24 protein-coding genes are annotated in these 26,245 nt (G+C 73.6%); 11 read left to right on the top strand and 13 right to left on the bottom strand.

All coding sequences use genetic code 11. The features are described 5' to 3' along the window. Positions 1 to 154: 154 nt before the first annotated feature. The 3 genes from ACSMXW_RS01355 to ACSMXW_RS01345 form a co-directional block, all read right to left on the bottom strand. Positions 155 to 862 (bottom strand): CBS domain-containing protein, encoded by a 708-nt coding sequence (locus ACSMXW_RS01355; RefSeq protein ID WP_485803324.1) that lies wholly within the window; start codon positions 860 to 862, stop codon positions 155 to 157. Positions 863 to 1,377: 515 nt separating this feature from the next. Beyond that, positions 1,378 to 3,099 (bottom strand): sensor histidine kinase, encoded by a 1,722-nt coding sequence (locus ACSMXW_RS01350; RefSeq protein WP_485803322.1) that lies wholly within the window; start codon positions 3,097 to 3,099, stop codon positions 1,378 to 1,380. A 158-nt stretch (positions 3,100 to 3,257) separates the two neighbouring features. Further along, on the bottom strand, positions 3,258 to 3,683 hold the full coding sequence (locus ACSMXW_RS01345; protein WP_485803320.1) for an Hsp20/alpha crystallin family protein: 426 nt from the start codon (positions 3,681 to 3,683) through the stop codon (positions 3,258 to 3,260). Between the two features lie 395 nt (positions 3,684 to 4,078). On the opposite strand from ACSMXW_RS01345, the gene ACSMXW_RS01340 reads away from it, so the two are divergent. Continuing rightward, positions 4,079 to 4,945 carry a universal stress protein gene (locus ACSMXW_RS01340; RefSeq protein ID WP_485803318.1) on the top strand — a complete coding sequence of 289 codons (867 nt, stop codon included), beginning with the start codon at positions 4,079 to 4,081 and terminating at the stop codon, positions 4,943 to 4,945. A 173-nt stretch (positions 4,946 to 5,118) separates the two neighbouring features. Here ACSMXW_RS01340 and ACSMXW_RS01335 read toward each other — a convergent pair whose 3' ends face one another. From ACSMXW_RS01335 to ACSMXW_RS01325, 3 genes are all read right to left on the bottom strand, one after another. Further along, positions 5,119 to 6,153, bottom strand: coding sequence for an Acg family FMN-binding oxidoreductase (locus ACSMXW_RS01335; protein ID WP_485803317.1), 1,035 nt, complete (start codon positions 6,151 to 6,153; stop codon positions 5,119 to 5,121). A 547-nt stretch (positions 6,154 to 6,700) separates the two neighbouring features. Continuing rightward, positions 6,701 to 7,633 (bottom strand): universal stress protein, encoded by a 933-nt coding sequence (locus ACSMXW_RS01330; RefSeq protein ID WP_485803315.1) that lies wholly within the window; start codon positions 7,631 to 7,633, stop codon positions 6,701 to 6,703. Positions 7,634 to 7,781: 148 nt separating this feature from the next. After that, positions 7,782 to 10,166, bottom strand: a complete 2,385-nt coding sequence (locus tag ACSMXW_RS01325; RefSeq protein ID WP_485803313.1) for a phosphoketolase family protein — start codon at positions 10,164 to 10,166, stop codon at positions 7,782 to 7,784. A 535-nt stretch (positions 10,167 to 10,701) separates the two neighbouring features. Between ACSMXW_RS01325 and ACSMXW_RS01320 the strand changes: the two genes are divergently transcribed. After that, positions 10,702 to 11,697, top strand: a complete 996-nt coding sequence (locus tag ACSMXW_RS01320; protein WP_485803311.1) for an extracellular catalytic domain type 1 short-chain-length polyhydroxyalkanoate depolymerase — start codon at positions 10,702 to 10,704, stop codon at positions 11,695 to 11,697. 137 nt (positions 11,698 to 11,834) lie between these two features. Here ACSMXW_RS01320 and ACSMXW_RS01315 read toward each other — a convergent pair whose 3' ends face one another. Further along, a complete protein-coding gene (locus ACSMXW_RS01315; RefSeq protein WP_485808552.1) occupies positions 11,835 to 12,299 on the bottom strand; it encodes a hypothetical protein in 465 nt (154 codons plus the stop codon). Positions 12,300 to 12,788: 489 nt separating this feature from the next. Between ACSMXW_RS01315 and ACSMXW_RS01310 the strand changes: the two genes are divergently transcribed. After that, a complete protein-coding gene (locus tag ACSMXW_RS01310; protein ID WP_485803309.1) occupies positions 12,789 to 14,000 on the top strand; it encodes a Gfo/Idh/MocA family protein in 1,212 nt (403 codons plus the stop codon). 78 nt (positions 14,001 to 14,078) lie between these two features. Here the strand turns inward: ACSMXW_RS01310 and ACSMXW_RS01305 are convergent, their stop codons facing one another. Together ACSMXW_RS01305 and ACSMXW_RS01300 are read right to left on the bottom strand one after the other, a co-directional pair. Further along, the gene (locus tag ACSMXW_RS01305; protein WP_485803307.1) at positions 14,079 to 14,624 is read right to left on the bottom strand and encodes a DUF6624 domain-containing protein; all 546 of its coding nucleotides are present in this window, start codon (positions 14,622 to 14,624) and stop codon (positions 14,079 to 14,081) included. Then, positions 14,621 to 15,046: an ATP-binding protein gene (locus ACSMXW_RS01300; protein WP_485803305.1), complete on the bottom strand. Its 426-nt coding sequence runs from the start codon at positions 15,044 to 15,046 to the stop codon at positions 14,621 to 14,623. Before ACSMXW_RS01300 ends, ACSMXW_RS01305 begins: the two co-directional genes overlap by 4 nt. Before the next feature lie 314 nt (positions 15,047 to 15,360). On the opposite strand from ACSMXW_RS01300, the gene ACSMXW_RS01295 reads away from it, so the two are divergent. Beyond that, positions 15,361 to 16,191 carry an SDR family NAD(P)-dependent oxidoreductase gene (locus ACSMXW_RS01295; RefSeq protein ID WP_485803303.1) on the top strand — a complete coding sequence of 277 codons (831 nt, stop codon included), beginning with the start codon at positions 15,361 to 15,363 and terminating at the stop codon, positions 16,189 to 16,191. Positions 16,192 to 16,221: 30 nt separating this feature from the next. Here the strand turns inward: ACSMXW_RS01295 and ACSMXW_RS01290 are convergent, their stop codons facing one another. Next, positions 16,222 to 17,652 (bottom strand): NsdA family TPR-like regulatory protein, encoded by a 1,431-nt coding sequence (locus ACSMXW_RS01290; RefSeq protein ID WP_485803301.1) that lies wholly within the window; start codon positions 17,650 to 17,652, stop codon positions 16,222 to 16,224. A 371-nt stretch (positions 17,653 to 18,023) separates the two neighbouring features. Here ACSMXW_RS01290 and ACSMXW_RS01285 point away from each other — a divergent pair, with 371 nt between their 5' ends. The 4 genes from ACSMXW_RS01285 to ACSMXW_RS01270 all read left to right on the top strand — a co-directional run bounded on the left by ACSMXW_RS01285 (position 18,024) and on the right by ACSMXW_RS01270 (position 20,823). Further along, positions 18,024 to 18,845 (top strand): helix-turn-helix domain-containing protein, encoded by an 822-nt coding sequence (locus ACSMXW_RS01285; RefSeq protein WP_485808550.1) that lies wholly within the window; start codon positions 18,024 to 18,026, stop codon positions 18,843 to 18,845. A 3-nt stretch (positions 18,846 to 18,848) separates the two neighbouring features. Then, complete coding sequence (locus ACSMXW_RS01280; protein WP_485803300.1) at positions 18,849 to 19,094, top strand: DUF397 domain-containing protein; 246 nt, start codon at positions 18,849 to 18,851, stop codon at positions 19,092 to 19,094. 303 nt (positions 19,095 to 19,397) lie between these two features. After that, entirely contained in the window at positions 19,398 to 19,976 is a 579-nt protein-coding gene (locus ACSMXW_RS01275; RefSeq protein WP_485803298.1) for a hypothetical protein, read from the top strand. A gap of 37 nt (positions 19,977 to 20,013) precedes the next feature. After that, the gene (locus tag ACSMXW_RS01270; protein ID WP_485803296.1) at positions 20,014 to 20,823 is read left to right on the top strand and encodes an SAM-dependent methyltransferase; all 810 of its coding nucleotides are present in this window, start codon (positions 20,014 to 20,016) and stop codon (positions 20,821 to 20,823) included. 242 nt (positions 20,824 to 21,065) lie between these two features. Here ACSMXW_RS01270 and ACSMXW_RS01265 read toward each other — a convergent pair whose 3' ends face one another. Further along, on the bottom strand, positions 21,066 to 21,209 hold the full coding sequence (locus ACSMXW_RS01265; RefSeq protein WP_485803294.1) for a hypothetical protein: 144 nt from the start codon (positions 21,207 to 21,209) through the stop codon (positions 21,066 to 21,068). A 123-nt stretch (positions 21,210 to 21,332) separates the two neighbouring features. Beyond that, positions 21,333 to 22,427, bottom strand: a complete 1,095-nt coding sequence (locus ACSMXW_RS01260; protein WP_485803292.1) for a hypothetical protein — start codon at positions 22,425 to 22,427, stop codon at positions 21,333 to 21,335. Between the two features lie 272 nt (positions 22,428 to 22,699). Here ACSMXW_RS01260 and ACSMXW_RS01255 point away from each other — a divergent pair, with 272 nt between their 5' ends. From ACSMXW_RS01255 to ACSMXW_RS01245, 3 genes are all read left to right on the top strand, one after another. Next, positions 22,700 to 23,530 carry a M55 family metallopeptidase gene (locus ACSMXW_RS01255; protein WP_485803290.1) on the top strand — a complete coding sequence of 277 codons (831 nt, stop codon included), beginning with the start codon at positions 22,700 to 22,702 and terminating at the stop codon, positions 23,528 to 23,530. Between the two features lie 232 nt (positions 23,531 to 23,762). Beyond that, the gene (locus tag ACSMXW_RS01250) at positions 23,763 to 24,578 is read left to right on the top strand and encodes a pectate lyase (RefSeq protein WP_485803288.1); all 816 of its coding nucleotides are present in this window, start codon (positions 23,763 to 23,765) and stop codon (positions 24,576 to 24,578) included. Between the two features lie 350 nt (positions 24,579 to 24,928). Next, entirely contained in the window at positions 24,929 to 25,720 is a 792-nt protein-coding gene (locus tag ACSMXW_RS01245) for an alpha/beta fold hydrolase (protein ID WP_485803286.1), read from the top strand. Between the two features lie 97 nt (positions 25,721 to 25,817). Here ACSMXW_RS01245 and ACSMXW_RS01240 read toward each other — a convergent pair whose 3' ends face one another. Further along, positions 25,818 to 26,087 carry a transposase gene (locus ACSMXW_RS01240; RefSeq protein WP_485803284.1) on the bottom strand — a complete coding sequence of 90 codons (270 nt, stop codon included), beginning with the start codon at positions 26,085 to 26,087 and terminating at the stop codon, positions 25,818 to 25,820. Between the last annotated feature and the right edge of the window lie 158 nt (positions 26,088 to 26,245).

Below are 26,245 nucleotides of genomic sequence, written 5' to 3'. Positions count from 1 at the left end.
GCTGCCACGAGTGACGGTCGCGGGTGACGGTTGCATGTTCCCCTCAGTGCCGGCGCACGGAGCCGCACCGTCGCCGGGCCGCCGACGGTCGCAGGACCGCCTGACGTCACCGGTGCTCCGTACCGCTACCGGGTCCGCCGGGCTCCCCGTTCCGCTACCGGGGTCCGTGCGTCTCCAGGCCCGCACCTTCCGGTGTGCCGAGGGAGCCTTCGTCCCCACCCTCGCGCAGCGCCGACGCACCCGGATCGAAGCGGACGTCCACGACCCCTTCCACGGCCCGCACGGCCCGGATCACCAAGGGGATCAGCGCCCCGCCCGGGACCTCGCCGACCAGGGTGACCACCCCGTCGCGCACGGAGACGTCCGCCGGCGCGGGCGGAGGCAGGCCGGGGAGCACGTCTTCCCTGATCTCCGCGGCGATGTCCTCGTCCGAGCGGAGGAACACCTTCAGAAGGTCACCGCGGCTGACCACACCCTGGAGCAGGCCGGTCTCGTCGGTGACCGGCAGCCGCTTGATGCCCAGCCGGGCCATGGTCCGCGCGGCCTCGGCGATGGTGGCGTCGGGGCGCACGGTGACCGCGGGGCTCGTCATCAGGTCCTCGGCGTACTGGGCGGCGGCCTTGGCGGCCGCACCGAGGTCCGCCGCGGAGGGCTCGGGGTCCTCGGTCCGGTACTCCTCCTTGGGCAGCAGGTCCGCCTCGGATACCACCCCGATGACCCTGCCCTCGCCCGCCAGCACCGGAAGTGCGCTGATGCCCCACTGCCGCATCAGCTCGACCATCTCCTTGTAGGCCGCCCTCGGCCCCACTGCGACGGCGGTCGGCGTCATCACATCGCTCACGGTGTGCGGTGCCGCGGTCATGCGGCTTCCTCCTCCGTCCCGGTGCACGACCGGTCCGTCCCGGTGCACGGCCGGTCCGTCGACGGAGCGACGGTGCGCGTGTGGTCCGTGCGTGACCGGTCACGCACGGACGGCCCGAGTCGGGGACGCGGAGCCCACCGCCGCAGCCGTGGGCCGGCACACCTGCCACCCCATGGTTCAAGGATGCGGCCGTAGGGCCCGGGCCGTCAGGGCCGGACGGGGCAAGTCTGCGGGCCGGCCGGCACGCGTAGGGCGCGAGGTCCGGCGTGACTCCGGCGCGGGCCCCGCGACGGCCCCTTGGGGAGTGAGCGTCCGCGGGTCTCGTCGTGGCCGGTCGCGCAGTTCCCCGCGCCCCTCCCGGGGCGGGGCCGCGCCCCGGCTGGGACCGCACGCGGCGCCACCGCACGCCGGTAGACAGCACCACCATGCCGGCACACGGCGCCACCGCACGTCGACACAGCCCCGTCACGCCGGCGCACCCGCCGCCTGGCGGACGCGGTGGCCCGGCTCCGGGCTCAGTCCCCGCTCAGCGGCACGTCCCAGATCAGCGCGGTGCCGCCGGAGGAGGGCGTGGTCAGCTCCAGGGCACCGCCGAGCTGCTCCGCGCGTTCGGCGAGGTTCCGCAGGCCGCTGCGGTGGCCGTGGCCCCGCCTGGGCATGCCCACCCCGTCGTCGGAGACGGTGAGCCGGACACGCCGGCCGTCGGTGTGCAGCACGACGTCCGCCCGTGCGGCCCGCGCATGCCGCGCGACGTTGCTCAGCGCCTCCGACACCACGGCCACCACATGGTCCGCCACGTTCGCCGGCACCTGGGTGTCGAGCAGCCCCTCCAGCCGCACGCCGGGCGAGAACCCGAGGGCGCCCGCCGCCTCGCCCGCCGCGCGCACCACCCGCGCGCGCAGGCCCTGCCCGCCGGACTCGTCGTGCTCGCGCAACCCCAGGATCGTGGAACGGATGATCTTGATGGTCTCGTCCAGGTCGTTGACGGCCCGGTCCACCCGCTCCTGCGCCCCGGCGTTCTCGATGAGGCGACCGGCGCTCTGCAGCGTCATGCCCGTCGCGAACAGCCGCTGGATGGCGAGGTCGTGCAGGTCCCTCGCGATCCGGTCACGCTCCTCGAGGAGCACGATCTGCTCGGCGTCGCTGCGCCGGTCGGCCAGCTCCATGGCGAGCGCTGCCTGGCCAGCGAAGGCCAGCAGCAGCTCGGTCTCCTTCTTGGAGAACACCGTCTCCCCGGCCCTGCGGGCCAGCAGCACCACGCCGCGCACCCCCGCACCGGTGCCGACGGGCACCGCCACCGCGGGCCCGAGGCCGGTGAACCGCGGGTGGCCCACCGTCACCCGGACGTCCTGCCCGACGTCCGGGCTGATCACCGGAGCCGCCGCGCTGAAGGCCGCCCCCATGAAGGTGCCCTCCACGGGCAGCACGCGCCCCGGCTGGTCGGTGGCCTGGTCACCGATCGCCAGTTCCACGGTCAGCGTGTCGCCGTCCTCGGTCGGCACCGCGACCACGGCCAGCGACGCCACCATGATCTCCCGGGCGCGCTCCGCGATCAGATGCAGCACGTCGCCGCGCGACCCGCCGGACAGCAGGCCGTACGTGATCTCGGCGTTGGCGCGCAGCCAGCGCTCGCGTCGCCTGGACTCCTCGTAGAGACGGGCGTTGTCGATGGCCACGCCTGCCGCCACCGCGAGCGTGGACAGCACCGACTCGTCCTCCTTGTCGAAGCGGGCCCCGCCGCGCTTCTCCGTCAGGTACAGGTTGCCGAAGACCTGGTCGCGGACCCGGATGGGGACCCCGAGGAAGGTGTTCATCGGCGGGTGGTGCTCCGGGAAGCCGTAGGACGAGGGGTGCTCGGAGATCTTGTCGAGACGCAGCGGGTGCGGGTCCCGGATCAGCTCGCCGAGGATGCCGTGGCCCTCGGGGTAGTGCCCGATGGCGGCGATCTCCTCGTCGCGGACCCCCACGGTGAGGAAGTCGGAGAGCCGCTTGCCGTCCGGCGCGATCACACCGAGCGCGGCGTACCTGGCGTCGACGAGCACCGCCGCCGCCTCCACGATGCGGCGCAGCACCTGCTGGAGGTCCAGCTCGCTGCCGACGGACAGCACCGCCTCAAGCAGCCGGTGCACCCGGTCGCGGGTGCCGCGGGCGGCGTCGAGGCGGGCCTGCAGCTCTTCCAGCAGTTCGTCCAGCTTGAGCTGCGGCAGTGGCACGGGGACGCCTTCGGAGCTCTCCACCGCTGATTCCTCCCGGCCGGGCCGGCCGATGGATTCCGCCTTCCACCTGCCACGCTACCCGCACCACGCACCACAGGCGCCCCGGGCGGCGCCCGAGCCCCGAAGGGGTGCGTGTGGCCCCCGGGGCCGCCCGGGGCGCGGGGGGAGTGGACCCCGGCTCACGCCGAGCGCTTCTTCACCTCGATCCGCTTCGCCTCGGACGCCGCCCGGCGCATCCCCACGCTGATCGTGAGCATCCCGTCGGTGTAGCCGGCCTCCACGTCGTTCTCGTCGGCCCCCGCCGGCAGCGGCACACTCCGCATCAGGGTCCCGTACCGTATCTCGCTGCGCTCCTTCTCGATGTCGCGCTCGACGCGTTCGGCCCTGATGGTGAGCACACCCTCCTCGACGGTGAGGTCCAGGTTCTCCACGTCGACGCCCGGCAGTTCCGCACGCATCATGTAGCGGTCGCCCTCGGCGTACGTCTCGATCCGCATGGCATACAGATCGGACATGCCAGGCAGGGCGAACCGGGACGGGAACCCCTCGAACCACTCCGGCAGCTCCGGGAACGAGAACCGCTGCTTGCGTGCGAGTGCGTTCATGACCATGCCTCCTTGTCGGGGTCTTCCGGGTCTTCCGGGTCTTTCCGGTCTTCCTTCGGGCCTCTCCGGCCTCCTCCGGGTCCGGAGAAGACCGCGGTTCCCAGTGCAGCGCGCGGAAGGCCCCCGTGCTGGTGCCGAACAGCCCGCCTTCCGGACCGAACGTCCCCGTGCCCCGGCCCGCCCCACCACCGGGGACGCAGGCCCGGCCGGCGGGCCTGGTGCCTACGGCGGTGTCGCGGGCCCGGTCGCCGGACGGGACCGCTCGGCCCTACCGGCGGCGGTCCCACCGGCGCGAGGCTGACAACGGACGGGTCGGGCCCGCGCACCGGCGACCCTCCGCGGAGCCCCGCGCACCGGCCCGAACGGCGGCCGACCGGACCGGAGGTTCAGGCGACATGACGTGGCAGACCATGACGGCCGGTGTCGACGGCACACCGGAGAGCTTCGCGGCCGCCGTCTGGGCCGCCGAGGAGGCCGCCGGCCGCGGCCTGGAGCTGCGGCTGGTGCACGTCTTCGACCCCGACGCGGCACCCGCCCGGCAGGACGCCGCCGACGCCGCGCGGGAGCGCGGACGGCGGCTGCTCGACGAGCTGGCTGCGGAGGTGGGCTGCACCCGCCCGGCGCTGCACGTGGCGACGGCCCAGCCCGAGGGCGAGCCGGTCGCCGAACTGTGCCGGGCGGCCCGGGAGACGGAGCTGCTGGTGCTCGGCTCCCGGGGGCTCGGGGGCCTCGCCGGCTTCGTCGCGGGCTCCGTGTCCCTCGGGGTGCTGGCGCACGTCAGGCGACCGGTCGTCCTGGTCCGGGAGCGGCGGGCGCGTCCGGGCACGTGGCCGGACGGCGAGGTCGTGGCCGGGCTCGACCCCCGCGGCAGCCACGACGACGTGCTGGACTTCGCCTTCCGGGCAGCGGAGCGGTACGGGGACGGCCTCCGGGCGGTGCACGCCTGGTCGATCCCCGGCCTCTTCGGGCCCGACCTGGCCGGCTGCACCTCCCTGGTGCGGACCGACTGCATGGGCGCGCACGGCCGGGACCTGGACGAGGCCCTCGCGCCCTGGGCGGAGAAGTACCCGGCGGTCACGGTGCACAGGCAGAGCGGCCAGGGGCGCGCCGCTCAGGCCCTCGTCGAGGCGTCGGGGCACGCCAGGCTGGTCGTCGTCGGGCGCAGGAACCGCCCGCCGGGGCCGCGGGGCCGCATCGGCCCCGTCACCCACGCCGTGGTGCACCACGCCGAGGCGCCGGTCGCCGTGATCCCGCACGACTGAGCCGGGGCGCGCCCGGGTGGGGCGCGCGGGGGACTGCGCGAACGGCCACCGCGAGACCCCCGCATCGTCGCTGCCGTCGCTGCCGTCACTGCCCCAAGGAGGCTGTTCCTGCCGTGTCCCGCCCACCGGCCGGTGGGCGCACAGACCCGGCGTGCCGGACCGGCACCCGGTCCTCACACGACCGACAGCACCTCGCCCAGCGGCCTGCGCGGCGTCGTCGGCGGCTGCGGACCCTGCCCGAGGCGCAGCAGCATCTGCGCGTACCCCATGGCGGCCAGCGGCTCGTGCAGTGCCCAGCGCAGCTCGCGCCACTCGACCGCGGCCGCGTCGAGGGACAGCGCCAGGTCGTCGAGCGTGGCACGCAGCAGCACGCGCTCCAGCGCCTGGCCCGCCCGGAGCCAGTCGAGCGGGCCGTCCTCGCGGGTGCCCAGCACGGCGAGCGCCGGCGCCTCGTCGAACGCGGCGGTGCCACAGCCCTGCGGCGGCACGGGCTCGGTGACGTCGACGGGACCCGGACCGGCACCTCCACCCCGTCCACCCCGCGCAGCGGCCGCGGGCACGGCCGAGGCCAGGGCGGCACCGGATGCGTCGACGGGACGGTTCCTGCTCCAGCGAGCCACCACGCCGCGCACGTCCTCGGCCGACATTCCCGGTGCCTCGGCGTCCTCGGCGAGGTCCAGCAGCCGCTGGGCCTCCCAGGCATCAGGGAACGCCAGCCGGGCACCTTCCGCGACGGCCGCGCCCCGCAGCTCGTCGAGCAGCACGGCGGGCAGCTGTCCGCCGGTGAACGGGCGCCCGCTGCCGTGCCGGCCGACTGCCGGGTAGAGCTCGGCGAGGTCGTCCCGCTCGTCGCCGGCCCGTTCCAGGGCGGTCACCGCGAGCAGTTCGGGGTCGTCCGGTTCGGGCAGCAGCAGGGTCCGCGTCCGCCAGCCGTGGTGCGCGGCGGAGACCCGCAGGTTGAACAGCGCGGCTCCGCACTCCAGGCACGGTTCCCGGGGGGCCGGGTGCGCGTGGGGCAGCGCGCGGGAGAGGTCCATGCGCAGCTCCAGCGCCGCGCCGTCCCGCACGAACCGGAACCGCCATGGCTCCTCGTGGTGCGGCGAAGGCGCCGTGACGGCGTCGCCGACCAGCGTCGCCACGATCCGCTCGTCGAGCGTGGAGGACACCGCAGCCTCCTTCATGCGTGCGTGCCGGAAACCGGTGGTCATACCGGCATGGTCGGCACCCGGGGCCGCGCCGGGGAAGGGCCGAGGGGCCCGGTGCGGGCGCCGGACGGGCCTGGCCCACGCATGGCCGGCCGCGACCCGGCACCACGCCGGACGCGGCGGGCACGCATGCAGGACGGGGCGGGCACCCACGCCGGACGGTGGCGGGCACGCATGCAGGACGGGGCGGGCACCCACGCACAAGCGGTCCGGCAACCCGTGCCTTCAAGCAGCCGACGCCCTCAAGCAGTCCGCAACCACTCACGACACGACCCGGCACCCACCCCGGACGGTCCGGCACCCACGTCGCCCGCGGCGGGCACCCACCCCGGCCGGTCCGGCACCCACCCGGCCGATCCGGCACCCATGTCGCCCCGCGGCGGGCACCCGCCTCGACGACCCGGCACCCACCCGGCCGATCAGGCATCCCCCACCCCGGCCGATCCGGTACCCATGTCGCCCCGCGGCGGGCACCCACCTCGACGACCCGGCACCCACCCCGGACGGTCCGGCGCCGCACCCGGGTCGTGCTACCCGGGCCGGGGCGTCCTCAGTCGTGTGGCACCACGGCCACCGGCGCGTCCGAGTGGTGCAGGACCGTGTGGGTCACCGAGCCGATGTGGCCCGCACCGAGGCGGCCCCCCGCGAGCCCCCGGTTGCGCCGGCCGACGACCAGCAGCGCCGCTCCCCGCGACGCGTCCACCAGGTGCGAGGCCGCCTTGCCCACCACCGGCTGCTCGATCACCTCGACGCCGGGGAACGCCTCCTGCCAGGGCCGCAGCGCGTCGGCGACCCTGCCGCGCGCTCCCTGCCGGGCCTTGGGGGCACCGGCGTCACGGCGTACCAGGCCGTTCTCGTCGCCGTCCGGGTCCGGTGGCGAGCCACCGTGCACGACCCGCAGCCGGGTCCCGCGCACCGCGGCGGCCTCGAAGGCGAACGCGATGGCGGGCTCCGGCGGGGCCCGGGCGTCGAGGCCGAGCACCACGTCCCGGTACGCCACGGGAACGCCCTCCGCACGGGACTGGGGACCCCCGGGCCCGGCCGCGCCGCTCGCGCGCTCGCCGACCACGACGACCGGCCGTACACACCGCGCCACGGCCGCCAGCGCCACCGACCCCACCAGGTAGCCGGCCACCATGCTCAGCCTGCGGGCGCCCAGCACCAGCAGCTCGGCCTCCCGCGCGGCATCCACCAGGGCGGTGCCCGGCTGCCCGGTGAGCTGCTCGTGGCTGACCCGCAGTCCGGGCCGTGCCCGGGTCAGGTCGTCCCGCACGGCGTCGAGCAGCGGCGCGCGCCGCGCTGTCCGGTCGCCCCTGAGCCCCGGTCGTGGCCCGGCCGGCGGCGCATACGCGTAGGACTGCCACACCCAGGCGTGCACCAGGTGCAGAGGCAGATCGCGCAGCACCGCCTCGTCGGCGGCCCACTCGGCGGCGATACGGCTCTCCCGTGAGCCGTCGAGCCCCGCCACCACGCTCCTGGCCATCGGCGTGACCTCCTCCGACCGGATGCGCTCCCCAGGGTCCGCGGCCGCGCGGCACCCGGGGCAGGGGCCACCCGTCCCCGTGGGGGGCCGGCCGGCCCATCCGGGCCGGGTCCGGGCCTGCACGGCGCGCCCCTTCCCGGGCGGCCGATCAGCGCGCCCAGCTCCAGTCCGCCACCTCGGGCAGGTCGTTGCCGTGCTCGCGCACCCACGCGTGGTGGCGCAGCCGGGTGTCCTCCATGAGCTGCCGTACCGGGGCCGCCCGCACCGCGAGGCCCGGCACCCGGTCGATGACGTCCATGACGAGCCGGTACCGGTCCAGGTCGTTGCGGACCACCATGTCGAACGGGGTGGTGGTCGTGCCGATCTCCTTGTAGCCGCGCACGTGCAGGTGCGGGTGGCCGGTGCGCCGGTAGGCCAGGCGGTGGATCAGCCACGGGTAGCCGTGGTAGGCGAAGATGACGGGCTTGTCCCGGGTGAACAGGGCGTCGTACTCCCGCTCGGTCATCCCGTGCGGGTGCTCGCCCTGGGGCAGCAGGCGGGCCAGGTCGACGACGTTGACCATGCGGACGGTCAGCTCCGGCAGGTGTGTGCGGAGCAGTTGCACGGCGGCGAGCGCCTCCTGCGTCGGCACGTCGCCCGCGGCCGCCATCACCACGTCGGGCTCCCGGGTGCCGTCCTCGTTCCCGGCCCAGTGCCAGATCCCGGCGCCCCGGGCACAGTGCGCGTTGGCCTCGTCCAGGGACAGCCAGTCGAAGCAGGGCTGCTTGCCGGCCACCACGACGTTCACGTAGTCCCGGCTGCGCAGCACGTGGTCGGCGATGGACAGCAGGGTGTTGGCGTCCGGCGGCAGGTAGACCCGGACGGCCTCCGGGGCCTTGTTGAGGATGTGGTCGACGAAACCGGGGTCCTGGTGCGAGAAGCCGTTGTGGTCCTGGCGCCAGACGTGCGAGGTCAGCAGGTAGTTGAGCGAGGCGATGGAGGCCCGCCACGGGAGCCTTCGGGTGATGCGGAGCCACTTGATGTGCTGGTTGACCATCGAGTCGACGATGTGCGCGAACGCCTCGTAGCTGGCGAACAGGCCGTGCCTGCCGGTCAGCAGGTAGCCCTCCAGCCAGCCCTGGCAGGTGTGCTCCGAGAGGATCTCCATCACCCGGCCGTGCCGGTCCAGGTCCTCATCGACCGGGAGTTGCTGTTCCTGCCAGGCCTTGCCGGAGGCCCCGTAGACCGCCTGGAGGCGGTTGGACGCGGTCTCGTCGGCGCCGACGAGCCGGAAGTTCCGGCTGTCCGCGGTGGCTCGCATGATCTCCTCGAGCAGGTCTCCGAGCACCCGGGTCGGCTCGTGTGCCGTCCTGCCGGGTGCCTCCACCGGGACGGCGTACCGCTCAAGTGGCGGGACGGGCAGCTCACGCAGCAGCAGCCCGCCGTTGGCGTACGGCGTGGCGCCGAGCCGCCGGGCGCCCTCCGGTACGCAGTCCAGCACCTCCGGGCGGGGCCGCCCCTGCTCGTCGAAGAGTTCCCGCGGACCGTAGGAGCGCATCCAGGACTCCAGCTGCCGCAGGTGCTCCGGGTTCTCCCGGACCGCGGCCAGCGGCACCTGGTGGGACCGCCAGGTGCCCTCGACGGGCAGCGAGTCGACCTCGGCGGGGCCGGTCCAGCCCTTCGGGGTGCGCAGCACGATCATGGGCCAGCGGGGGCGCTCCGCCGACCCCTCGTGCCGGGCGCCGCGCTGGATCAGGGCGATGTGGTCGAGGGCCGTGTCCATGGCCTGCGCCAGCGCGCGGTGCACCGTGTCCGGGTCGTCCCCGGTGACGTGCAGGGGGGTGTGCCCGTAGCCGCGCAGCAGGTCGTCGAGTTCGGCCTCGGGCAGCCGTGCGAGCACCGTCGGGTTCGCGATCTTGTAGCCGTTGAGGTGCAGGATCGGCAGCACGGCTCCGTCGTGCACCGGGTCGAGGAACTTGTTGGAGTGCCAGGACGCGGCCAGCGGCCCCGTCTCCGCCTCGCCGTCCCCGATGACGCAGGCGACCACCAGGTCCGGGTGGTCCAGCGCGGCCCCGTAGGCGTGCGCCAGGGAGTAGCCCAGCTCACCGCCCTCGTGGATGGAGCCGGGGGTCTCGGGCGCGACATGGCTGGGCACCCCGCCGGGGAAGGAGAACTGCCTGAAGAGCCTGGCCATGCCCTGGGCGTCGCGGGAGACGTCCGGATAGGTCGCCGAGTACGACCCCTCGAGCCAGGAGCCCGCGAGCACCGCGGGCCCTCCGTGTCCCGGACCCCAGACACACAGCATGTCCTGGTCGCGGGCCTTGATCACCCGGTTGAGGTGGGTGTAGACGAGGTTCAGCCCCGGGGTCGTGCCCCAGTGACCCAGCAGCCGCGGTTTGACGTGCTCGGGCCGCAGCGGCTCGGTCAGCAGGGGGTTGGCCATCAGGTAGATCTGGCCGACCGCCAGGTAGTTGGCCGCCCGCCAGTGGGCGTCGAGCGCGCGCACCTCGTCGTCCGTGAGCCACCCTGTCGTCTTCTCCGGAGCGTCGAGCATGAGGGTTCCTTCCGCGGTGAGAGACGGATGCACGTCTTCTTCCACCGGCCGCCCCGGCACACGACCGCGGCAGGGCCGGACGGGCTACCGGGTGGCCGCCCCGACAGAACCGAAACCGCCCCCGGACGCCCGCCGACTGCTGCCCGGCCCCCGGCAGGGGCGCGGGGATCTGCGCGCGCGACCCGAGTGGACTCGCGGACTGCCACCGGTGGAGGGGGCAGTTCCTGCCGACCGGGCCACCGACCGGAACAAGGCGACACGCAGGCCGCCGGGGCGCGCCGGCGCGCCCCGCACCCCCACCTGTGGCGGGACACCACAGTCCCCGCACCCCAGGTGTGTGCCCCGCATCCGCTGGCCGCCCGGCGCCCAGCGCCTACGGTGCGCTGAGACCCCGGGCCGGCCCGGCCCCACGACGGCCCCCACGGGCAGCGTATGGCCCACCCGAAAGGGAGGGCACAGCCCGCACACCGCCGCACCACGCCGGGCCGCCCGACTGCCGGGTCGCACCCCCACTCCTACTCGAACGGGAGGCCACATGACAGCACGTGACCGCACCCGCAGATTCCGGCTCCGCTTCCTCTGGGCGGCGCTGGTGGCGCTGCTCACCGGGATGCTCGCCATGCCGCAGAGCGCGTCGGCGGCCGGCCTCACCCAGGTGACGGGCTTCGGCTCCAACCCGGGCAACCTCGGCATGTACGCCTACCTCCCGGACGGACTGCCGTCCGGCGCGCCCCTGGTCGTCGCCCTGCACGGCTGCACGCAGAGCGCGAACGACTACTACAGCCACTCCGGATGGCCGAAGTTCGCCGACGCCGACGGCTTCGCCGTGGTCTTCCCACAGACAACGGCCGCCAACAACGTCACGTCATGCTTCAACTGGTTCCAGCCGGGCGACTACACCCGGGGCCAGGGCGAGGCCCTCTCGATCAGGCAGATGGTGGACTACGCCCTCGCGCACTATGGCAGCGACCCCCGCCGGGTCTACGTCACCGGGCTCTCCGCGGGCGGCGCCATGACCGCGGTGCTGCTCGCCGACTACCCGGACGTGTTCGCCGGTGGCGCCATCGACTCCGGCGTCCCCGCGGGCTGCGCGACCAGCCTGATCACCGCCACGACCTGCATGTACACCGCGGTGAGCAAGACACCGACGACCTGGGGCAACCTGGTCCGCAACGCCTCCGGCGGCTGGCGCGGCCCCTGGCCCCGGGTGGCGATCTGGCACGGCACCAGCGACACCACGGTGGTGCCCGCGAACGCCACCGAGTCGCGCGACCAGTGGACCAACGTGTGGGGCATCGGCACCACCCCGTCCGCCACGGAGAGCCTGCCCGGCGGTACCACCAGGGCGGTCTACACGGACGCGGGCGGGCAGTCGGTCGTGGAGACGTACACCGTCTCCGGCATGACCCACGGCCTCGCCGTCGATCCCGGCTCGGGCGCCGAGCAGTGCGGCACGACCGGCGCCTACTACCTGGACCGGATCTGCTCCAGCTACTACACGGCGCGGTTCTGGGGACTGGACGGCTCGTAAGGAAGGGAAGACCCGAGCCGCCGGCCGCCCACCCCGGTCCGCGGGACCCGTGGACGGCCCGGCCCGGGCGTGGCCCATGCGCCCGAGGGCGGTGCCGCGGCGTGCGGCACCGCCCTCGGGCGGGCCGGGCGGGGTGCTCAGAACACGAACGGGCCCGGGTCCTGCGGCGTGGTGGCCGTGCAGGTCGCCGTGATGCCGATGACGGTGACCTTCAGGGACTGCGCCTCCAGGCTGTCGCCGGCGGCTACGGTGCCGGTCAGCGGCCCGGAGTCGACACCGCCGCCCGCGGGGATGCCGGGGTTCGACTTGCCGCTGAAGGTGACGGTGTCCGAGCCGTTCGCGGTCAGGGTGAGGGTGGACGAGGCGGAGCCCGCCGGGATGTCGAACGGGGCGGTCACGGCGTCCGTGGCGATCTCGATGGTGGCCGACGTGCCGTCCTGGTTGGCGGTCAGGGTGGCCGTCCCCGAGCCGAAGCTGCCGCAGTCGAAGCCGATGGTGGCCGACTCGGGGGTCACGGCGGTCGCGCAGGGGGCCAGGGCGAGGCTGGCGGCGGCCACACCGGCGGCCAGGGCGGTGCTGATTCCAGGCGTGCCGAGTTTCACGGTGATCCTGCTCTCCTGTGGGGGGATTTCGTGGGGGGTGTGCAGCATCCCGCCACCGACGCCTGGCATGGCACAACTCATGCGCGGCATGGGGGAGTTGTACGCCGATGCGCCGCCAGTGGCGTGAGCGTTGCCCATTGAGGCACGCACGGGTTCCGAGGGCAAGACCGCTGACGCCCATTGTTGACATGACCGAGACAAAGTCAGCCGCCTCCGCTCACCGCGCTCGCACCCGGCCGCACCCGGGCGTCGCGCGCCGAACCCGGAAGAGGGGCGCGGGGGAACCGCGCGAGCGACCACGACGAGAGGTGAGGCGAGCGCACCGCGCACCCCGCCACCCGGAAGCCCGTTTCCGCGTACCGCAAGCCGGGCATCGATGTCTCGGCCCTGCGTCAGAGACGCTGCGTCAGAGGCCCTGCGTCAGAGACCGTGCGTCAAAGGCTCTCAGCCGTACCCGTCGTACCCGTCGCACCCGGTGAAGGGACACCCATGACGTTCTCCCTCGGCATCGTCGGCGCAGGGCAGTTCAGCGGGCACTTCGCCCAGCTCTTCCAGGCCCACCCCGGCGTCGGCGAGGTGTACGTCACGGATCTGCTGCCGGAGCGCGCCGAGCGGCTCGTCGCGGACAAGGGCCTCGCCGGGACCTTCGCCTCCTACGGGGCGATGCTCGCCGCGCGGCAGCTGGACGCGGTGGCCGTCTTCACCCAGCGCTGGACCCACGGACCGCTGGTCCTGGCGGCCCTGGAGGCCGGCAAGCACGTCTACTCCGCCGTGCCGATGGGCGTCAGCCGTGCGGAGATCGCCGCCATCGTCGACGCCGTGCGCAGCACCGGCCTGATCTACATGATGGGGGAGACCAGCCAGTACAACCCGGCCACCGTGCACGCCCGCAACCAGATCGCCGCGGGCGCCTTCGGCCGCCTCTTCTACGCCGAGGGCGACTACGTGCACGACATGGACCTCGGGTTCTACGCCGCCTACCAGTACAGCGGCGGGGCGAACTGGAAGGCCACGGCGAGCTACCCGCCGCTGATGTACCCCACGCACTCGATCGGCGGGATACTCGGCGCCTGGGACACCCACGCGGTGAGCGTCTCCGCGATCGGGGTGCGCGACGAGCGCGGCGACGGGGTCTTCGACAAGGAGGTCAGCCAGTTCGGCAACGACATCTCGAACGCCACCGCCCTCTTCGAGACGGCCGGCGGCGGCTCCTTCCGCACCAACGAGTTCCGCCGCGTCGGCTACCCCTCGCACATCCGGGAGTCACGCTTCCGGTTCTTCGGCACGGAGGCCAGCATGGAGCAACTGGCCACGGTGAGTCTCTGGCAGGACAAGAAGGGCGTCACCGACATCACCGAGCAGCTCAGGCCCAAGCCCACCCTGGCGCCGGACGACCCCTCGCTGCGGCACGTCGACCCCGCGCTGCGGGCCGCGTTCACCTCCGGCTCCGCGCCGGTGCACGACCGGCGGCGACTGCCGCGTGCGTTCGACCTGCTGCCCAGCGGCCACGAGGGCAGCCACCACTTCCTCGCGGACGACTTCGTGACCGCGGTCAACACCCGCACCCTGCCGTCCGTGAACGCCTGGGTCGCCGCCCGCTACACCCTGCCCGGCATCGTCGCCCACGAGTCCGCCCGGCAGGGCGGCGCCCGGCTGCCGATCGACGACCTCGGCGACGCCCCCGGGTCCTGGCCCGTGTAGCGGCCGGTGACGGGCCCGTGCCCTGAGCCTGTCCGGTACCCGGGCCCGTCCGGTACCGGGCCTGTCCGGAACCCGGCGTCAGCTCCGCTGCCGCAGCGCCCTCAGCTGCTCCTCGAGTGGCCCGAGCCCCACGTCGCGACGGCGCTCGTCGAGGTCCTGCGGGTTGCGGATCTCGTACGGGCGCAGGGTGGCGGGGTTGACCCGGGTGCCGTAGAACTGCGGCCTGCCCAGCTCCACCGCGCAGTGGTCCGCGATGTAGGCGTGGTGCACGGCGGGACAGGTGCCGTCCGCCGCCGCCTCGGCGATCAGATCGCGGCAGCTGAGCTGGAAGGACAGGTCGGGGGTGTGCAGCAGGACCATCAGCCCCGCCGTGGACGCCTCCTCGCCGACCGCATGTGCGGTGGGCCAGCCGTGCCGGCGCACGATGGCCTTCAGCGCCTCGCCGTTCTCGCGCCGGCAGACGGCCACCCGCCGGCGTACGAGGTCCGCACGGGGCGCGGCCTGCGCCTCGCCCGTCAGCCGGCGGTCCTCGCCCGCCCTGCGGACCAGCTCCGCGGCCAAGTCGGCCGCGAGGGCGGGGGCCAGCGCCCGCCGTGCGCCGCCCGCCCGCGCCGCACCGCTCATGCCCGGCTCCCCACGCAGAGCGTGAACCACACCTTCTTGCCGGTGCCGTGCGGGTCGGGCGGCTCCGTGCCCCACTCGTCGACCAGGGCGTCGACGATGGACAGCCCGCGCCCCGACTCGGCGGCGGCATCGGGCGTCCGCAGCCGGGGCTGCAGCGGTGAGGGATCCGCGACGGTCACCCGCAGCTCCCGGTCGGTGCACTCCAGGGTGAGGGCGATGACGTCCCGGGGGTGGCTGCTCGCGTGTCGCACCGCGTTGGCGAACAACTCGTCCGTCGCCAGGACGGCGTTGTCCACCAGATCGGACAGCCGCCAGAGCTTGAGGTGCGCGGTGACCATGCGCCGTACCCCGGAGGCGTACGAGGGGTGCGCGGGGACGGCGGTCTGGAAGAGCAACGGCTTGCTCAGCGGAATCAAGGCCACCTCACCACGCAGTCCCGGCCGGTCCAGGTGCGCTGCGCCGACCGGTGGGCGCGGTGAGCCGGTGGGGGAGAGGGCCTGTGGCGAGGCGCTCCCGATGCCGTCATGGGTCGTCCTTCTCTGCGTGCAGCACGAGTGGGGGCAAGGCAGCCGCAGCGGCTGTACGCGCAGCAAACAGCCCCGGACCGTGCGGTGGCCAGGGGGTGTGGGGGTTGTCCGGTTGGTGGGGCGTAGTGGCGGCGCACCCCGCGGTGTCGTACGGGGACGGCGGGTGTCGCAGGGGAGCGGTGGTGTACGCCGTATGTTTCGATGATGCGATGAATGTGAGCGAGGGCCCGGCCCCCGGGCGCCCGCGGGGGTTCGGCCAGGGACCGGGCATACGGGGAAAGCGGGTGGTGGTCACCGGCGGCGGCCGGGGGCTCGGTGAGCAGATCGTACGTCTCCTGGTGGCCGAGGGGGCCTCGGTGGCGACCTGTGCCCGCACCCCCGGGGACCTCGCGGCGCTGGCCGCGTCGCTGGACCCCGCGGACCGGGAGCGGTTGTACACGCAACCGCTCGACGTCACCGAGCCCGATCTGCTCGAAAGCTTCGTGGCTGCCGCGCAGAAACGTTTCGATGGACTGGATGGCGTGGTGGCCTGCGCGGGCGGCTCCCGGGGCGGTGGCCTGGAGCGGTCCGACCCGGCCGACTGGGCCGCGACATGGGCGGTGAACGTGGGCCACACCGTCCGCCTGATCCGCGCCGCCGTGCCGCATCTGCGGGCCTCCGGAGGCGGGTCCGTGGTGGTGATCGCCTCTATCTCCGGCTGGAAGCCCGCGCCCGGCGCCCAGTACGGGGCCGCGAAGTCCGCTCAGATCCACCTGGCCGCCTCCCTGGCCCGTGAACTCGGCCCGGACGGCATCCGTGTGAACACCGTCTCGCCGGGCTCGATGCTGATCCCCGGCCGGCGCTGGGACCGGATGCGCACCGAGCGTCCCGAGGCCTTCGAGGCCTTCACGGCGGCGGAACTGCCGACCGGCCGGCCCGTCGCGCCGCAGGAGGTGGCACGGGTGGTCGCCTTCCTGCTGTCCGACTGGTCCAGCGGCATCTCCGGGGCTCACCTCCCTGTCGACCGCGCCCAGAACGCTCCGACTCCCGACGGCTACTAGGGTTCGCCCTGGCGCACCCCACCGCGCCGCTCAGGCCGCCATGCCGAGCACCGCGCGCGACCTGCGCTCGAATTCCTGGACGAGGGGCTCCTTGCGGCGGGGTTCCAGGCGCATACGGAAGTCGCGCAGGGCCTGGATGGAACGCTCGCTGTGCACCGAGCCGAGGGTGTCCAGCGCCTCGGTGGCGGTGCCTATCGCCTCGTCGAGACGGTTCTGCTGGAGGTGGGCCGTGGCCAGCACGGACCGGCTGATGGCCTGGCGGCGGCGCCGGTCGGCGTTGGCGCTCACCGACTCCCCGGCCATCCGCTCGGCGTCGGCCGCAAGGCCCAGGTCCCGATAGCACACGGCGGCCTCGGCCTGCAGGTAGTGGTGGTCGAGGAAGCGCACCCAGGGCGACTCGTACGCCGGGCCCCGGCTGGCCTCCCACTGGTCCTCCGCGGCCCGCAGCGCCTCGCACGCCTCGCGGCGGTGGCCCTGCGCGGCGTGCCCGCGGGCCGCCATCGCGTACAGCCGCATCAGGCCTAGCGGGCTGCCGCCGGGCCTGGCCGTGGCGATGCCGGCCCTGGCCAGCGCCACGCCCTCGTCGGGCCGGCCGAGGTTGGTGGCCAGGTGTGACATCCCGGCCAGGATCTGACCGCCCAGCACACGGTCCCGCCCTTCGGCGCACAGCCGCAGGCCCTGGGTCATGTAGCGCTGCGCCAGGCCGTACTCCCCGGCGTCGTACGAGCTCCAGCCGGCCATGGCCGCAAGCCGTGCCGCCGCCGCGAAGAGCTGCCGCTGCTGGTGCGACGGCGCCCCGCGCTGCTGCAGCATCGGGACGACCTCCGTGGCGAGGTAGTGCACGATGCTGGTGCGCACTCCGCCGCCGCCGTAGTTGTTGTCCATCTGGTCGAACATGCTGATCATCGCGTGGACCTGCTCGACCGGACCGCTCGACGACACCGCCGCGAGCTGGGCGGCCCCCCCGGGCCCGGCCTCCTCGATGTGTTCCACGAGCCAGAGCAGCCAGGCGCGCTGAGGGCTGGTCAGGGCTCCCGCGACAAAGGGCACGGTACCCAGCAGGGTGCGCCGGGAGATATCGGTCGAGCCGAGTTCTGCCAGTGTGTGCAAGGTCTCCCCCACGTCCTCGCCGTAGACGAGTGCCCGGCTCACCACCGGGCGTTGCTGATCGGTGAGAAAGCCGAGGTCCGCGGGGGAGACCGAGTGGCCGAGGCGCTCGGAAAGCACGGCCGCGATGAGTTCTGGAGTGTTGCCCCGGGGCTGCTGCCCCTGGAGCCAGCGAGTGACGGACGCCTTGTCGTAGTGCGGCTCGGAGCCCTGCCGGCGGCCCAGTTCATTGACGCGGTGGGCCAGCGAGGCATAGGAACACCCGGCGTCCTTGAGCGCGGCCGCCAGTGCCTTGTTGGTCCCACCGGCACCCTTCGCAGGGTTCCTTGCTTGTCCGTTGGTCACGGTGGCCATCCAGGTCTCGCATCACGGTCCCATGCGGCCCGGTCCGTCATGCAAACAGACCGGGCCGCTCCCGGCCGCCCCGCTCCCCAGAACCCCCCGGTTTCAGCAACGGCAGCGGAGACGACCAAGCTCACACAGCGCCAACCCCGCCCCGGGCACGCCGGGTTGGTGAACCGCAGCGGGGTGTGCAACAGATCACGTGCTCACTATGAGGTGCGACACAACCATTCCGCAACCAGCATTCTGATAATTTCATGTCGATCCCAGCGCGTACGTTTGTATCAAGGGTGGCGTGGCAGACTGCTCGCTGTGACAACAGGACCGGGAGGTAGCACGTGAGCGACGGCCGCTCCGGTGGTAGTGCCCCCACCGTCCTGCGGATGGTCCTGGGCAAGCGCCTGCGTCAGCTACGCGAGCAGGCCGGGGTGTCCTTCGAGGAGGCCGCGTCGGCCATCGAGGTGACGCCCCTGACGGTCCGCCGCATGGAGAAGGCGGAGGTCGGCCTGCGCATCCCGTATGTGCGCGAACTACTGCGTACGTACGGGGTGGCGGACACGGAGGTCGACGACTTCCTCACGATGGCACGCAAGGCCAATCAGCCCGGGTGGTGGTACAAGTACCGCGACGTGCTGCCCGATTGGTTCAGCGCCTACGTCAGCCTGGAGAGCGAAGCCACCGTCATCCGGGTGTACGAGCCGCACTACGTCCCCGGCCTACTGCAGACCCATGACTACACCACCGCGCTGATGCGCGTCGGCTTCCCCAACGAGTCGGACGAGGAGATCGAACGCCGCGTGGCCCTGCGCATGCGCCGGCAGGACCTGCTCGCCAAGCCCGAGTCGCCGGCCCTGTGGGCCATCCTTGAGGAGACCGCGCTGCGCCGCCCGGTGGGCGGCACCGAGGTGATGCGGGCCCAGATCGACCGGCTCGTGGAAGCACTCGACCTGCCGAAGGTGCGCATCCAGATCATGATGACGTCCGCCGGCGCGCACCCCGGCGCCTACGGACCCTTCCACTACTTCCGCTTCGGGTTCACCGAACTCCCCGACGTCGTCTACACGGAGAGCGTGGCCGGCGCGGTCTACGTCGACCAGCCGCGCGACGTCGTCTCCTACCTCGAAGTCATGGACCGGATGACCGTCCAGGCGGAGCCGGTCGCCCGCACCCCGGAGATCCTCGCCGAACTGCGTAAGGAGTTGTGACCCATGGGATCCCAAGGCCCCATCTACAGCGGCATGCCCGCCACCGACCTCGGCACCGAGGGCTGGCACAAGCCCTGGAGCGGGACCAACGGCGGCAGCTGCGTCGAGGCCAAACGGCTGCCGGACGGCAGCGTCGCCTTCCGCCAGTCGACCGACCCCGAGGGCCCGGCCCTGGTGTACTCCCGGCACGAGGTGGCCACCTTCCTCGCCGGCGTCAAGTCCGGCGCCGCCGACTTCCTGATCGCCTGACCGTCCCCCCCCGATCGCCTGACCGACCCCCGCCGACCGGTCCGCGCCCGGTAGCCGTGCCGGCCATGGCTGCTCAGGCCCCGGCGCCCGGCCGGACCGGCCCGCCGCCCCCGACCTCTCGGCTCCGAGCCCCTTCCCACCCGGCTCCGCAACCCTTCCTGCACACGCGCCACTACGGCCGCACAACCGGACAACCCCCGCATGCCCTCCCGCCGCGGGAGGCGCCCGCCCACACTGGGGGCGGCGGGGGCCCGGTGCCGCCCCGGAATCCAGCGAGCCGAGTTCCGAAGGGGAGTGGCACGGATGAACCTCCAGGAGGCCATGACCCGGTACCGCACCCTGGTCGTCGACGGCCGTGACGGCCTGAGCAGAGCCGCGCTGCTCGCCGACCTCGCCCACCACGGCTTCCTGATCAGACACACCTCCCGAGTACTGCACCACCTCGACCCGACCCAGCCGTTCCGGGAACTCCTCGCGGGCCCGGGGCGGCTCGCCGTCGACGGCAGCATCATCCGCGAGCTGGTCTACGGCCCTCTGCGGCACGGGCGCTCCCGGGTGACCTGGATCCAGGCCCTGGACTTCGCGGAGGCCGTCGCCGAGCGCGACGGGGCGCTGATCCACATGACCGAGCCCCGCGTCCCGGAGCAGGCCAGGACCGCGGACGGCCACCGCTCGACCGCCGCCCAGCACCTCGACGACACGGACGACGAGGCCGCCGACGCACGGGCCGCCTACGAACGGGCCTTCCGCACCCTGGCACAGCACGTCCCCGTGGTACGGGTGCACCCCGGTGATGCCGGCGCGCACGGCCTCACCAGACCGGGAGCCGTCCGCCGGCGCACGCAACGCATGTGGATCACGCGGCAGTTGCCGGTAGGTTGATGACAGAACCCGCATCGTGCAAGGCAGGAGACCCGTCATGGCAGACGCCCGGCCGACACCCGACCAGGACGCATTGTCCAAGATCGACACATCGGTTCCCCACTCGGCCCGCATCTGGAACTACTGGATGGGCGGGAAGGACAACTACGAAGTCGACCGGATCGCCGGCGACGCGTACCGTGAGACCGCGCCGAACATCGAGACGATGGCGCGCGCCTCCCGTGCCTACCTGATCCGCACCGTCACCCACGTGGCGTCCGAGTGCGGCATCCGGCAGTTCCTGGACATCGGCACCGGCCTGCCCACCTACGACAACACCCACCAGGTCGCCCAGCGCATCGCCCCCGAATCCCGCATCGTCTACGTCGACAACGACCCGCTCGTCCTGCGGCACGCCCAGGCCCTGCTCACCAGCACCGCGGAGGGCGTCACCGACTACATCGACGCGGACCTGCACCAGCCCGAGCGGATCCTTCAGGCCGCCGGCCGCGTCCTGGACTTCAGCAAGCCGGTCGCTCTGATGCTGATGGGCATCCTCGGTCACATCCAGGACTACGAGGAGGCCAAGTCGATCGTCCGGACGCTCCAGGCCGCCCTGCCCTCCGGCAGCTACTTCGTCCACTACGACAGCACGGACACCGACACCGCGCTGCAGGAGGCCCAGCAGGGGTACGACGACACCGGCGCCATCCCCTACGTCCTGCGCAGCCCCGAGCAGGTCTCGGCCTACTACGAGGGTCTCGAACTGCTGGAGCCCGGGATCGTCTCCTGTCCGCTGTGGCGCCCCGAGCCGGGGACCACCCCGGAGCCGACGGACGTGTACGGGGGCGTGGCACGCAAGCCGTGACCCCCCGCCGTGGGGCGCCCGGTCTGTCAGGGGCGCCCCCAGCCCCGTCCGGCGGGTGTCGCCATCCCCGTCGGCGGCGCGGCCTCGCCCCTGGGGCGCAGGGGACGGCCCGCGTCACCACGACACGCCGACGGCGGGTCTCGGGCAGGCCCCGTGCGGTCCGTTCACCGGCCGGCGGCCGGTGGGGGCCGGGGCCGCGGTTTCCCGCGCCCCGGCAGGCCGCGCCCCCACAGGGCGCGGCCCTATGGGGACCCAGGCTCCGTCGTGCCGTCATCGGGCGGAGGGGGCGCGAGGCGGTTGGACAGGCGGTAGGTGATGCGGACGTCGCGGTAGCGCACGTCGGGTGCCACCGGCTCGTCCAGGTTGTCGCGGGTGCTGCGGCTCACCGACCTGTGGCCCGGTGAGCCGCTGAAGCGGACGTCCGTGCGGGGCGGGCCGCGGAAGCGCAGCTCACGGCTCCGGACGTCCGAGGTGAACTCGATGTCCGTGGGGCCCTCCTCGGGCGGCGTTCACGGCGGACGGCTCTCCGGCCGTTCCTCCGCCCCCCGGCTGCGTGTCACCCGGCGCGCCTGCTCCTCGCCGCCGCGGGCCGCGCGGCGCTCGCCGCCGGGTGCCCTTCTGGCCGGCCGGGCGGCCGCGCGCTTTCTGCGAGCGGCGCCCGCGGTCCCGCCGGCCGCCCCCGCCGCCTGGTCCGTGGCCTCTTCCGCCACCTCACCCGCCCGGCCGCCCGCCTCCCGCGCGGCACCGCCCGCCTCGTCGACCGCTTCCCGGGCTCCCCTGCCCGCCTCGCCCACGGCCTCCCCGGCGCCCTCGCCGACGTCCTCGACGGTGCGCCGTGCGCCCTCGCCCACCTCTCCGGCGGCCTTCCCCGCCCCCTCGCCCACGTCGCCGACGGCTTCCCGGGCGCCGCCGCCGACGTCCTCGACGGCCCGGCCCGCACCCTCGCCGACGCTCTCCACGGTGCGCCCCGCGCCCTGGCCCACGTCCTCGACGGCCCGGCCGGCGCTCTTGCCGAGGTGCCCCACCGCCTCGCCGGCGTGCTCGCCGACCGCTCCCACCGCGGTCCCCGCGCCCTGGCCCAGTTCGCCCACGGCCTGCCGCGCTCCGGTGCCCACCTCCTGCGCCGCCGACCCAAGGCCCGAGGTGATCTGCTCCAGGATCTGCGGATTGCGGTCGATCGTCGTCAGGACCCTGCTGATGACGTCGGCGACGTTGTCGAGCCGCACCTTGAGCAGGGCCTGCGCCGACACCCCCTTGATGTCCAGGTGCACCGCGCCCAGCGAGACATCGGCGCCGACGTTGAGCCGCAGCAGGTCCAGCACTTCGGCCTGGAGCGACACCCGGGCGCGCAGCTCCTCCACGTCCAGAGCGATCTCGTCTACCTTGACCTCCGGCACGTCCAGGTACACATCCGGCTCCACGGACGGCTGCCGGGCCGGCAGCTCCTCGTCCGGATACGCCTCGGCCTCCTCCCCGTAGGCCTCGTAGGCGTCCTCCTCGTACCCGCCGGCCGGCTCGGCTTCACCCCGGTCGTCACGGGCGTGCTGCTCGTCGTGGCTGTCGCGGTCCTCGTACGTCTCGTCGGCATTCTCGGCACGGTCCATGGTGGGCTGCCCATCATGCTGCGGTTTGTACCGTTCGTACTCCTCCCACGGTATCCGTGATCGCCGCCTGCCGCCTGCCGCCTGCCGCCCTGCCGACTTCCTTCCCCACATCGGCCACCGTGGCGCCGACCGCTGTGACACCGGCCGGTCCCGGCCGTTTCCGGCCGTCCGCCGGGACCGGCGGCGTCCGCGGGAACCGCGGAAGGCCGGATCCGCGTGCGCGAATGGGGACCGGCGTCTGCCGGTTCGACCGAGCGAGGGAGCGCAGCGGAGTGCGGATCTACATCAGCGTGGACATGGAGGGCATCACCGGGCTCGTGGACGCCGCCGACGTCCAGCCCGGCGGCCGGGACTACGAGCGCGGGCGCCTGATGATGGCGGAGGATGTGAACGCCGCCATTCGCGGTGCCGTCGCCGCGGGCGCCACCGACATCGTCGTCAACGACGCGCACGGCCCCATGCGCAACCTGCTGCCGGAGGCCCTGCACGCCCCGGCCCGCCTCGTGCGGGGCAGGCCCAAGCCCATGGGCATGCTCGCGGGGCTCACCCCCGAGTACGACGCGATGATCTGTGTCGGCTACCACGCGCGAGCCGGTGCGCTCGGCGTGCTCAGCCACAGCTTTATGGGGCACGAGATCGAGGACATCTGGCTGGACGGCCGACCGGTGGGGGAGATCGCGCTCGCCCATGCCACGGCCGCATGGCTGGGCGTGCCCGTGGTGACGCTCACCGGTGACGACGCTGCCTGCGCGGAGATGGCGGACTGGGACGGCTCGGTCTTCACCGTGGCCGTGAAGTACGCGCGGGACCGCTTCGCCGCCGAGTTGCGTCCGCCGGCCGAGGCCCGCCGGGACATCGAGGAGACGGTCGCGGCCGGTCTGTCCGCGGTGCCGAAGGTCCGTCCCGTGGTGGCGGATTCGGCCACCCTCGCGGTCCGCTGGCAGTCGGCGTCCGTGGCCGCAGTCCTGACGGGCATCCCGGGAGTCACCGCCACCGACAGCCGCACCGTGCAGGCGCAGGGCGAACTGCCCGCCCTGTACCGGCTGTTCGGAGTGTGGATGCGGGTGGCGGCGTCGCTGACGGATCAGCCGCCGTACTGCTGACGCGCCCGGAAACCGCTGTCCGGCGCGGGGCGCGCACCGGTACGGATCGGCGGAGTCCACACACTGAGCGGGAATGTCCACGCCCCGAGTGGCACAGTCCCGCACGGCCCCCTCCGGACGCCCTCCCGGTGCCCGGTGGCGGGGCCGCAGCGGCGTGACGGCGGGCCGAGCGGCCCAGCCGGGGCACGGCCGAGCACGGGCGCACCTTCCCCCACTTCTGAGGAGCGACGACATGACACCGAACAGACACCACCGGCGACAGCGCGGCCTGGCGGTTCTCGTACCGGTACTCGCCGTGCCCGCGGCCCTGCTCGCGGTGCCCGCGGCGGCGACGCCCGGGCCCCACCTCCAGGCGGTGGCCGCCGCCTGGCCCACCCCGACGGGGCAGCAGAACGTGAGCAGCACCATCCAGGTCAGCGGCACCCTGGACGGCAGGATGGTCCGCTACGTAGGCAGCGGCGACCTCGGCGACGGCGGCCAGGACGAGGGCCAGGACCCGCTCTTCGACCTGGCGAACGGCGCCACCCTGCAGAACGTCGTCATCGGCTCGCCCGCCGCGGACGGCATCCACTGCGAGGGCACCTGCACCCTGAAGAACGTGTGGTGGGAGGACGTCGGCGAGGACGCCGCCACGCTGAAGGGCAAGTCGTCGTCGCAGACGATGACCATCGACGGCGGCGGCGCCCGCAAGGCCAGCGACAAGGTCTTCCAGCACAACGGCCCCGGCACCATGGTGATCCGGAACTTCCAGGTCCAGGACTTCGGCAAGCTCTACCGGTCCTGCGGCAACTGCAGCTCGCAGTACGCCCGGCACGTGCAGGTCCAGGACGTCACGGTCACCGCGCCCGGCAAGGCCATCGTCGGCATCAACACCAACTACGGCGACACGGCCCGGCTCTCCGGCATCACCGTGATCGGCGACAGCAGCCACAAGATCGTCCCGTGTCTGAAGTACAGGGGCGTCACCGACGGCGAGCCCAGTGAGATCGGCAGCGGTCCGGACAGCACCAACTGTCTCTACGCGGCCTCGGACATCAGGTACCAGTAACCCCGAGGCCGCCGACGGTCTCCGCCCCATCGGACCGTGGCGCAGAACCCGGCGGCGCACAGCACCCGGTGGCGCACAGGGCTGGTGGCGCACAGCACCGGTGACACGCAGCACCGGTGACACTCAGGACCCGGTGGCGCACGGACGCCCACGGAGGGCCGGTCCTCCGTGGGCGTTCCGCTGCCGGCCACCCGCTCCCGCCGCACGGGAGCCCGGCTCCGCAGCATGGGAACTCGGCAGGTCCGCGGCGTGGGGACGGTGGCGGTCCCACCCGGCGCGGAAGGCACGGAAGGCGCGGGGGAGCGGGGCGGGTGCGTCGCGTCCCCGGCAGGTGTGAAAATAGCCGCATCATGCCTCACGCACGGGCGGCCGACGGCGCCGCGCTCCACTACGAGGTCCACGGCGCGGGCCGGCCCCTGGTCCTGCTGAGCGGCCAGTCCAACGACCTGCACTGGTGGGACTCCGTCCGGGACGCCTTCGCGGCCGAGTTCTCCACCGTCGTCCTCGACTACCGCGGCACCGGGGGCAGCGACCGGCCCGACACCGACACCTACAGCACCCCCGGGTTCGCCCGCGACGTGCTGGCCGTGCTCGACCACGCCGGCATCGACCGCGCTCATGTCTACGGCACGTCGATGGGCGGCCGGGTCGCGCAGTGGATCGCCGCCGACCATCCCGAGCGCGTGGACCGGCTGGTGCTCGGCTGCACCTCGCCCGGCGCCCCGCACGGTGTGGAACGCGGCCCCGGGATACGGCGCGCCCTGGCCCAGCCCGACGCGGCCGCCGCGCGGCGCACCCTGCTCGAGCTGATGTACACACCCGGCTGGCTCGCCACCCACGACGGCCCGTTCCACACCCTCGGCGACCCGACGATGCCGGGCCACGCCCGCCGCCGTCACCTGCAGGCCAGCGCGCGGCACGACGCGTGGGACGCGCTGCCCCGCATCGCCGCGCCCACCCTCGTGGTGCACGGCACGGACGACACGTTCAACCCCACCGCCAACGCCCCCCTGATCGCTGGCCGGATCCCCGGCGCCCGCCTGCACCTCGTCCCCGGTGCGCGGCACGCCTACTTCGAGGAGTTCGCGGACGTCGCCACACCACCGGTGCTGGAGTTCCTCACGGCGCGGGGCACCTGGTAGGGAAGATCCCTGGCGCAGTGGTGACGCTGCGGCGGGCGGCCCGCAGGATGCCGGTGAAGGAGAGACGATCGGGATCGATCCGGCGGGCGGCAGCCGTTCACGACATCAGCACTCGCAAGGCGTGGTGGACCAGCGGACGCGCCCAGATCTGCTGACGCACCCTCTCTGGTGTCTTGCCCGACAGGACCACCCTCGCCCCACACTGGTGGGTCTTGATCTCCCCGTACCCGGACTCGATCTTCCAGCGCTGGTGGTAGAGCGCAGCCAGCTCCCCAGCCGGATACTTCGTCGCGTGCAGTAGATCGGTCACCAGGCGGTATCCGCCCTCTTCCACCCCGGGAACGCCCTTGAGCCGGTGGGTGATCACGCGGACGCAAGTGAGCCGTCAGCGTCAGCTCCCCGACCCGTCAGCCGTCCGACTCCGCATCTGGATGCGGCGGTACCGGCGGCGCTCGAGCCGTGGAGCAAGGCCCGGGCGGTGCACGATCAGGGCAGGGTCCTGCTGGATGTCGCGCTCGCGGTGGC

The organism is Streptomyces sp. DSM 116793 (assembly GCF_057320905.1).
Note: the sequence above shows the minus strand (reverse complement) of the source record. Positions and strands in the feature narration are given on the sequence as shown.

Coding starts and splice junctions, on each gene's coding strand:
- ACSMXW_RS01355 (WP_485803324.1), bottom strand. CDS start 862: ATGACCGCGGCACCGCACACCGTGAGCGATGTGATGACGCCGACCGCC.
- ACSMXW_RS01345 (WP_485803320.1), bottom strand. CDS start 3,683: ATGAACGCACTCGCACGCAAGCAGCGGTTCTCGTTCCCGGAGCTGCCG.
- ACSMXW_RS01340 (WP_485803318.1), top strand. CDS start 4,079: ATGACGTGGCAGACCATGACGGCCGGTGTCGACGGCACACCGGAGAGC.
- ACSMXW_RS01335 (WP_485803317.1), bottom strand. CDS start 6,153: ATGACCACCGGTTTCCGGCACGCACGCATGAAGGAGGCTGCGGTGTCC.
- ACSMXW_RS01330 (WP_485803315.1), bottom strand. CDS start 7,633: ATGGCCAGGAGCGTGGTGGCGGGGCTCGACGGCTCACGGGAGAGCCGT.
- ACSMXW_RS01325 (WP_485803313.1), bottom strand. CDS start 10,166: ATGCTCGACGCTCCGGAGAAGACGACAGGGTGGCTCACGGACGACGAG.
- ACSMXW_RS01320 (WP_485803311.1), top strand. CDS start 10,702: ATGACAGCACGTGACCGCACCCGCAGATTCCGGCTCCGCTTCCTCTGG.
- ACSMXW_RS01310 (WP_485803309.1), top strand. CDS start 12,789: ATGACGTTCTCCCTCGGCATCGTCGGCGCAGGGCAGTTCAGCGGGCAC.
- ACSMXW_RS01305 (WP_485803307.1), bottom strand. CDS start 14,624: ATGAGCGGTGCGGCGCGGGCGGGCGGCGCACGGCGGGCGCTGGCCCCC.
- ACSMXW_RS01295 (WP_485803303.1), top strand. CDS start 15,361: ATGAATGTGAGCGAGGGCCCGGCCCCCGGGCGCCCGCGGGGGTTCGGC.
- ACSMXW_RS01290 (WP_485803301.1), bottom strand. CDS start 17,652: ATGGCCACCGTGACCAACGGACAAGCAAGGAACCCTGCGAAGGGTGCC.
- ACSMXW_RS01285 (WP_485808550.1), top strand. CDS start 18,024: ATGGTCCTGGGCAAGCGCCTGCGTCAGCTACGCGAGCAGGCCGGGGTG.
- ACSMXW_RS01280 (WP_485803300.1), top strand. CDS start 18,849: ATGGGATCCCAAGGCCCCATCTACAGCGGCATGCCCGCCACCGACCTC.
- ACSMXW_RS01275 (WP_485803298.1), top strand. CDS start 19,398: ATGAACCTCCAGGAGGCCATGACCCGGTACCGCACCCTGGTCGTCGAC.
- ACSMXW_RS01270 (WP_485803296.1), top strand. CDS start 20,014: ATGGCAGACGCCCGGCCGACACCCGACCAGGACGCATTGTCCAAGATC.
- ACSMXW_RS01260 (WP_485803292.1), bottom strand. CDS start 22,427: ATGGACCGTGCCGAGAATGCCGACGAGACGTACGAGGACCGCGACAGC.
- ACSMXW_RS01250 (WP_485803288.1), top strand. CDS start 23,763: ATGACACCGAACAGACACCACCGGCGACAGCGCGGCCTGGCGGTTCTC.
- ACSMXW_RS01245 (WP_485803286.1), top strand. CDS start 24,929: ATGCCTCACGCACGGGCGGCCGACGGCGCCGCGCTCCACTACGAGGTC.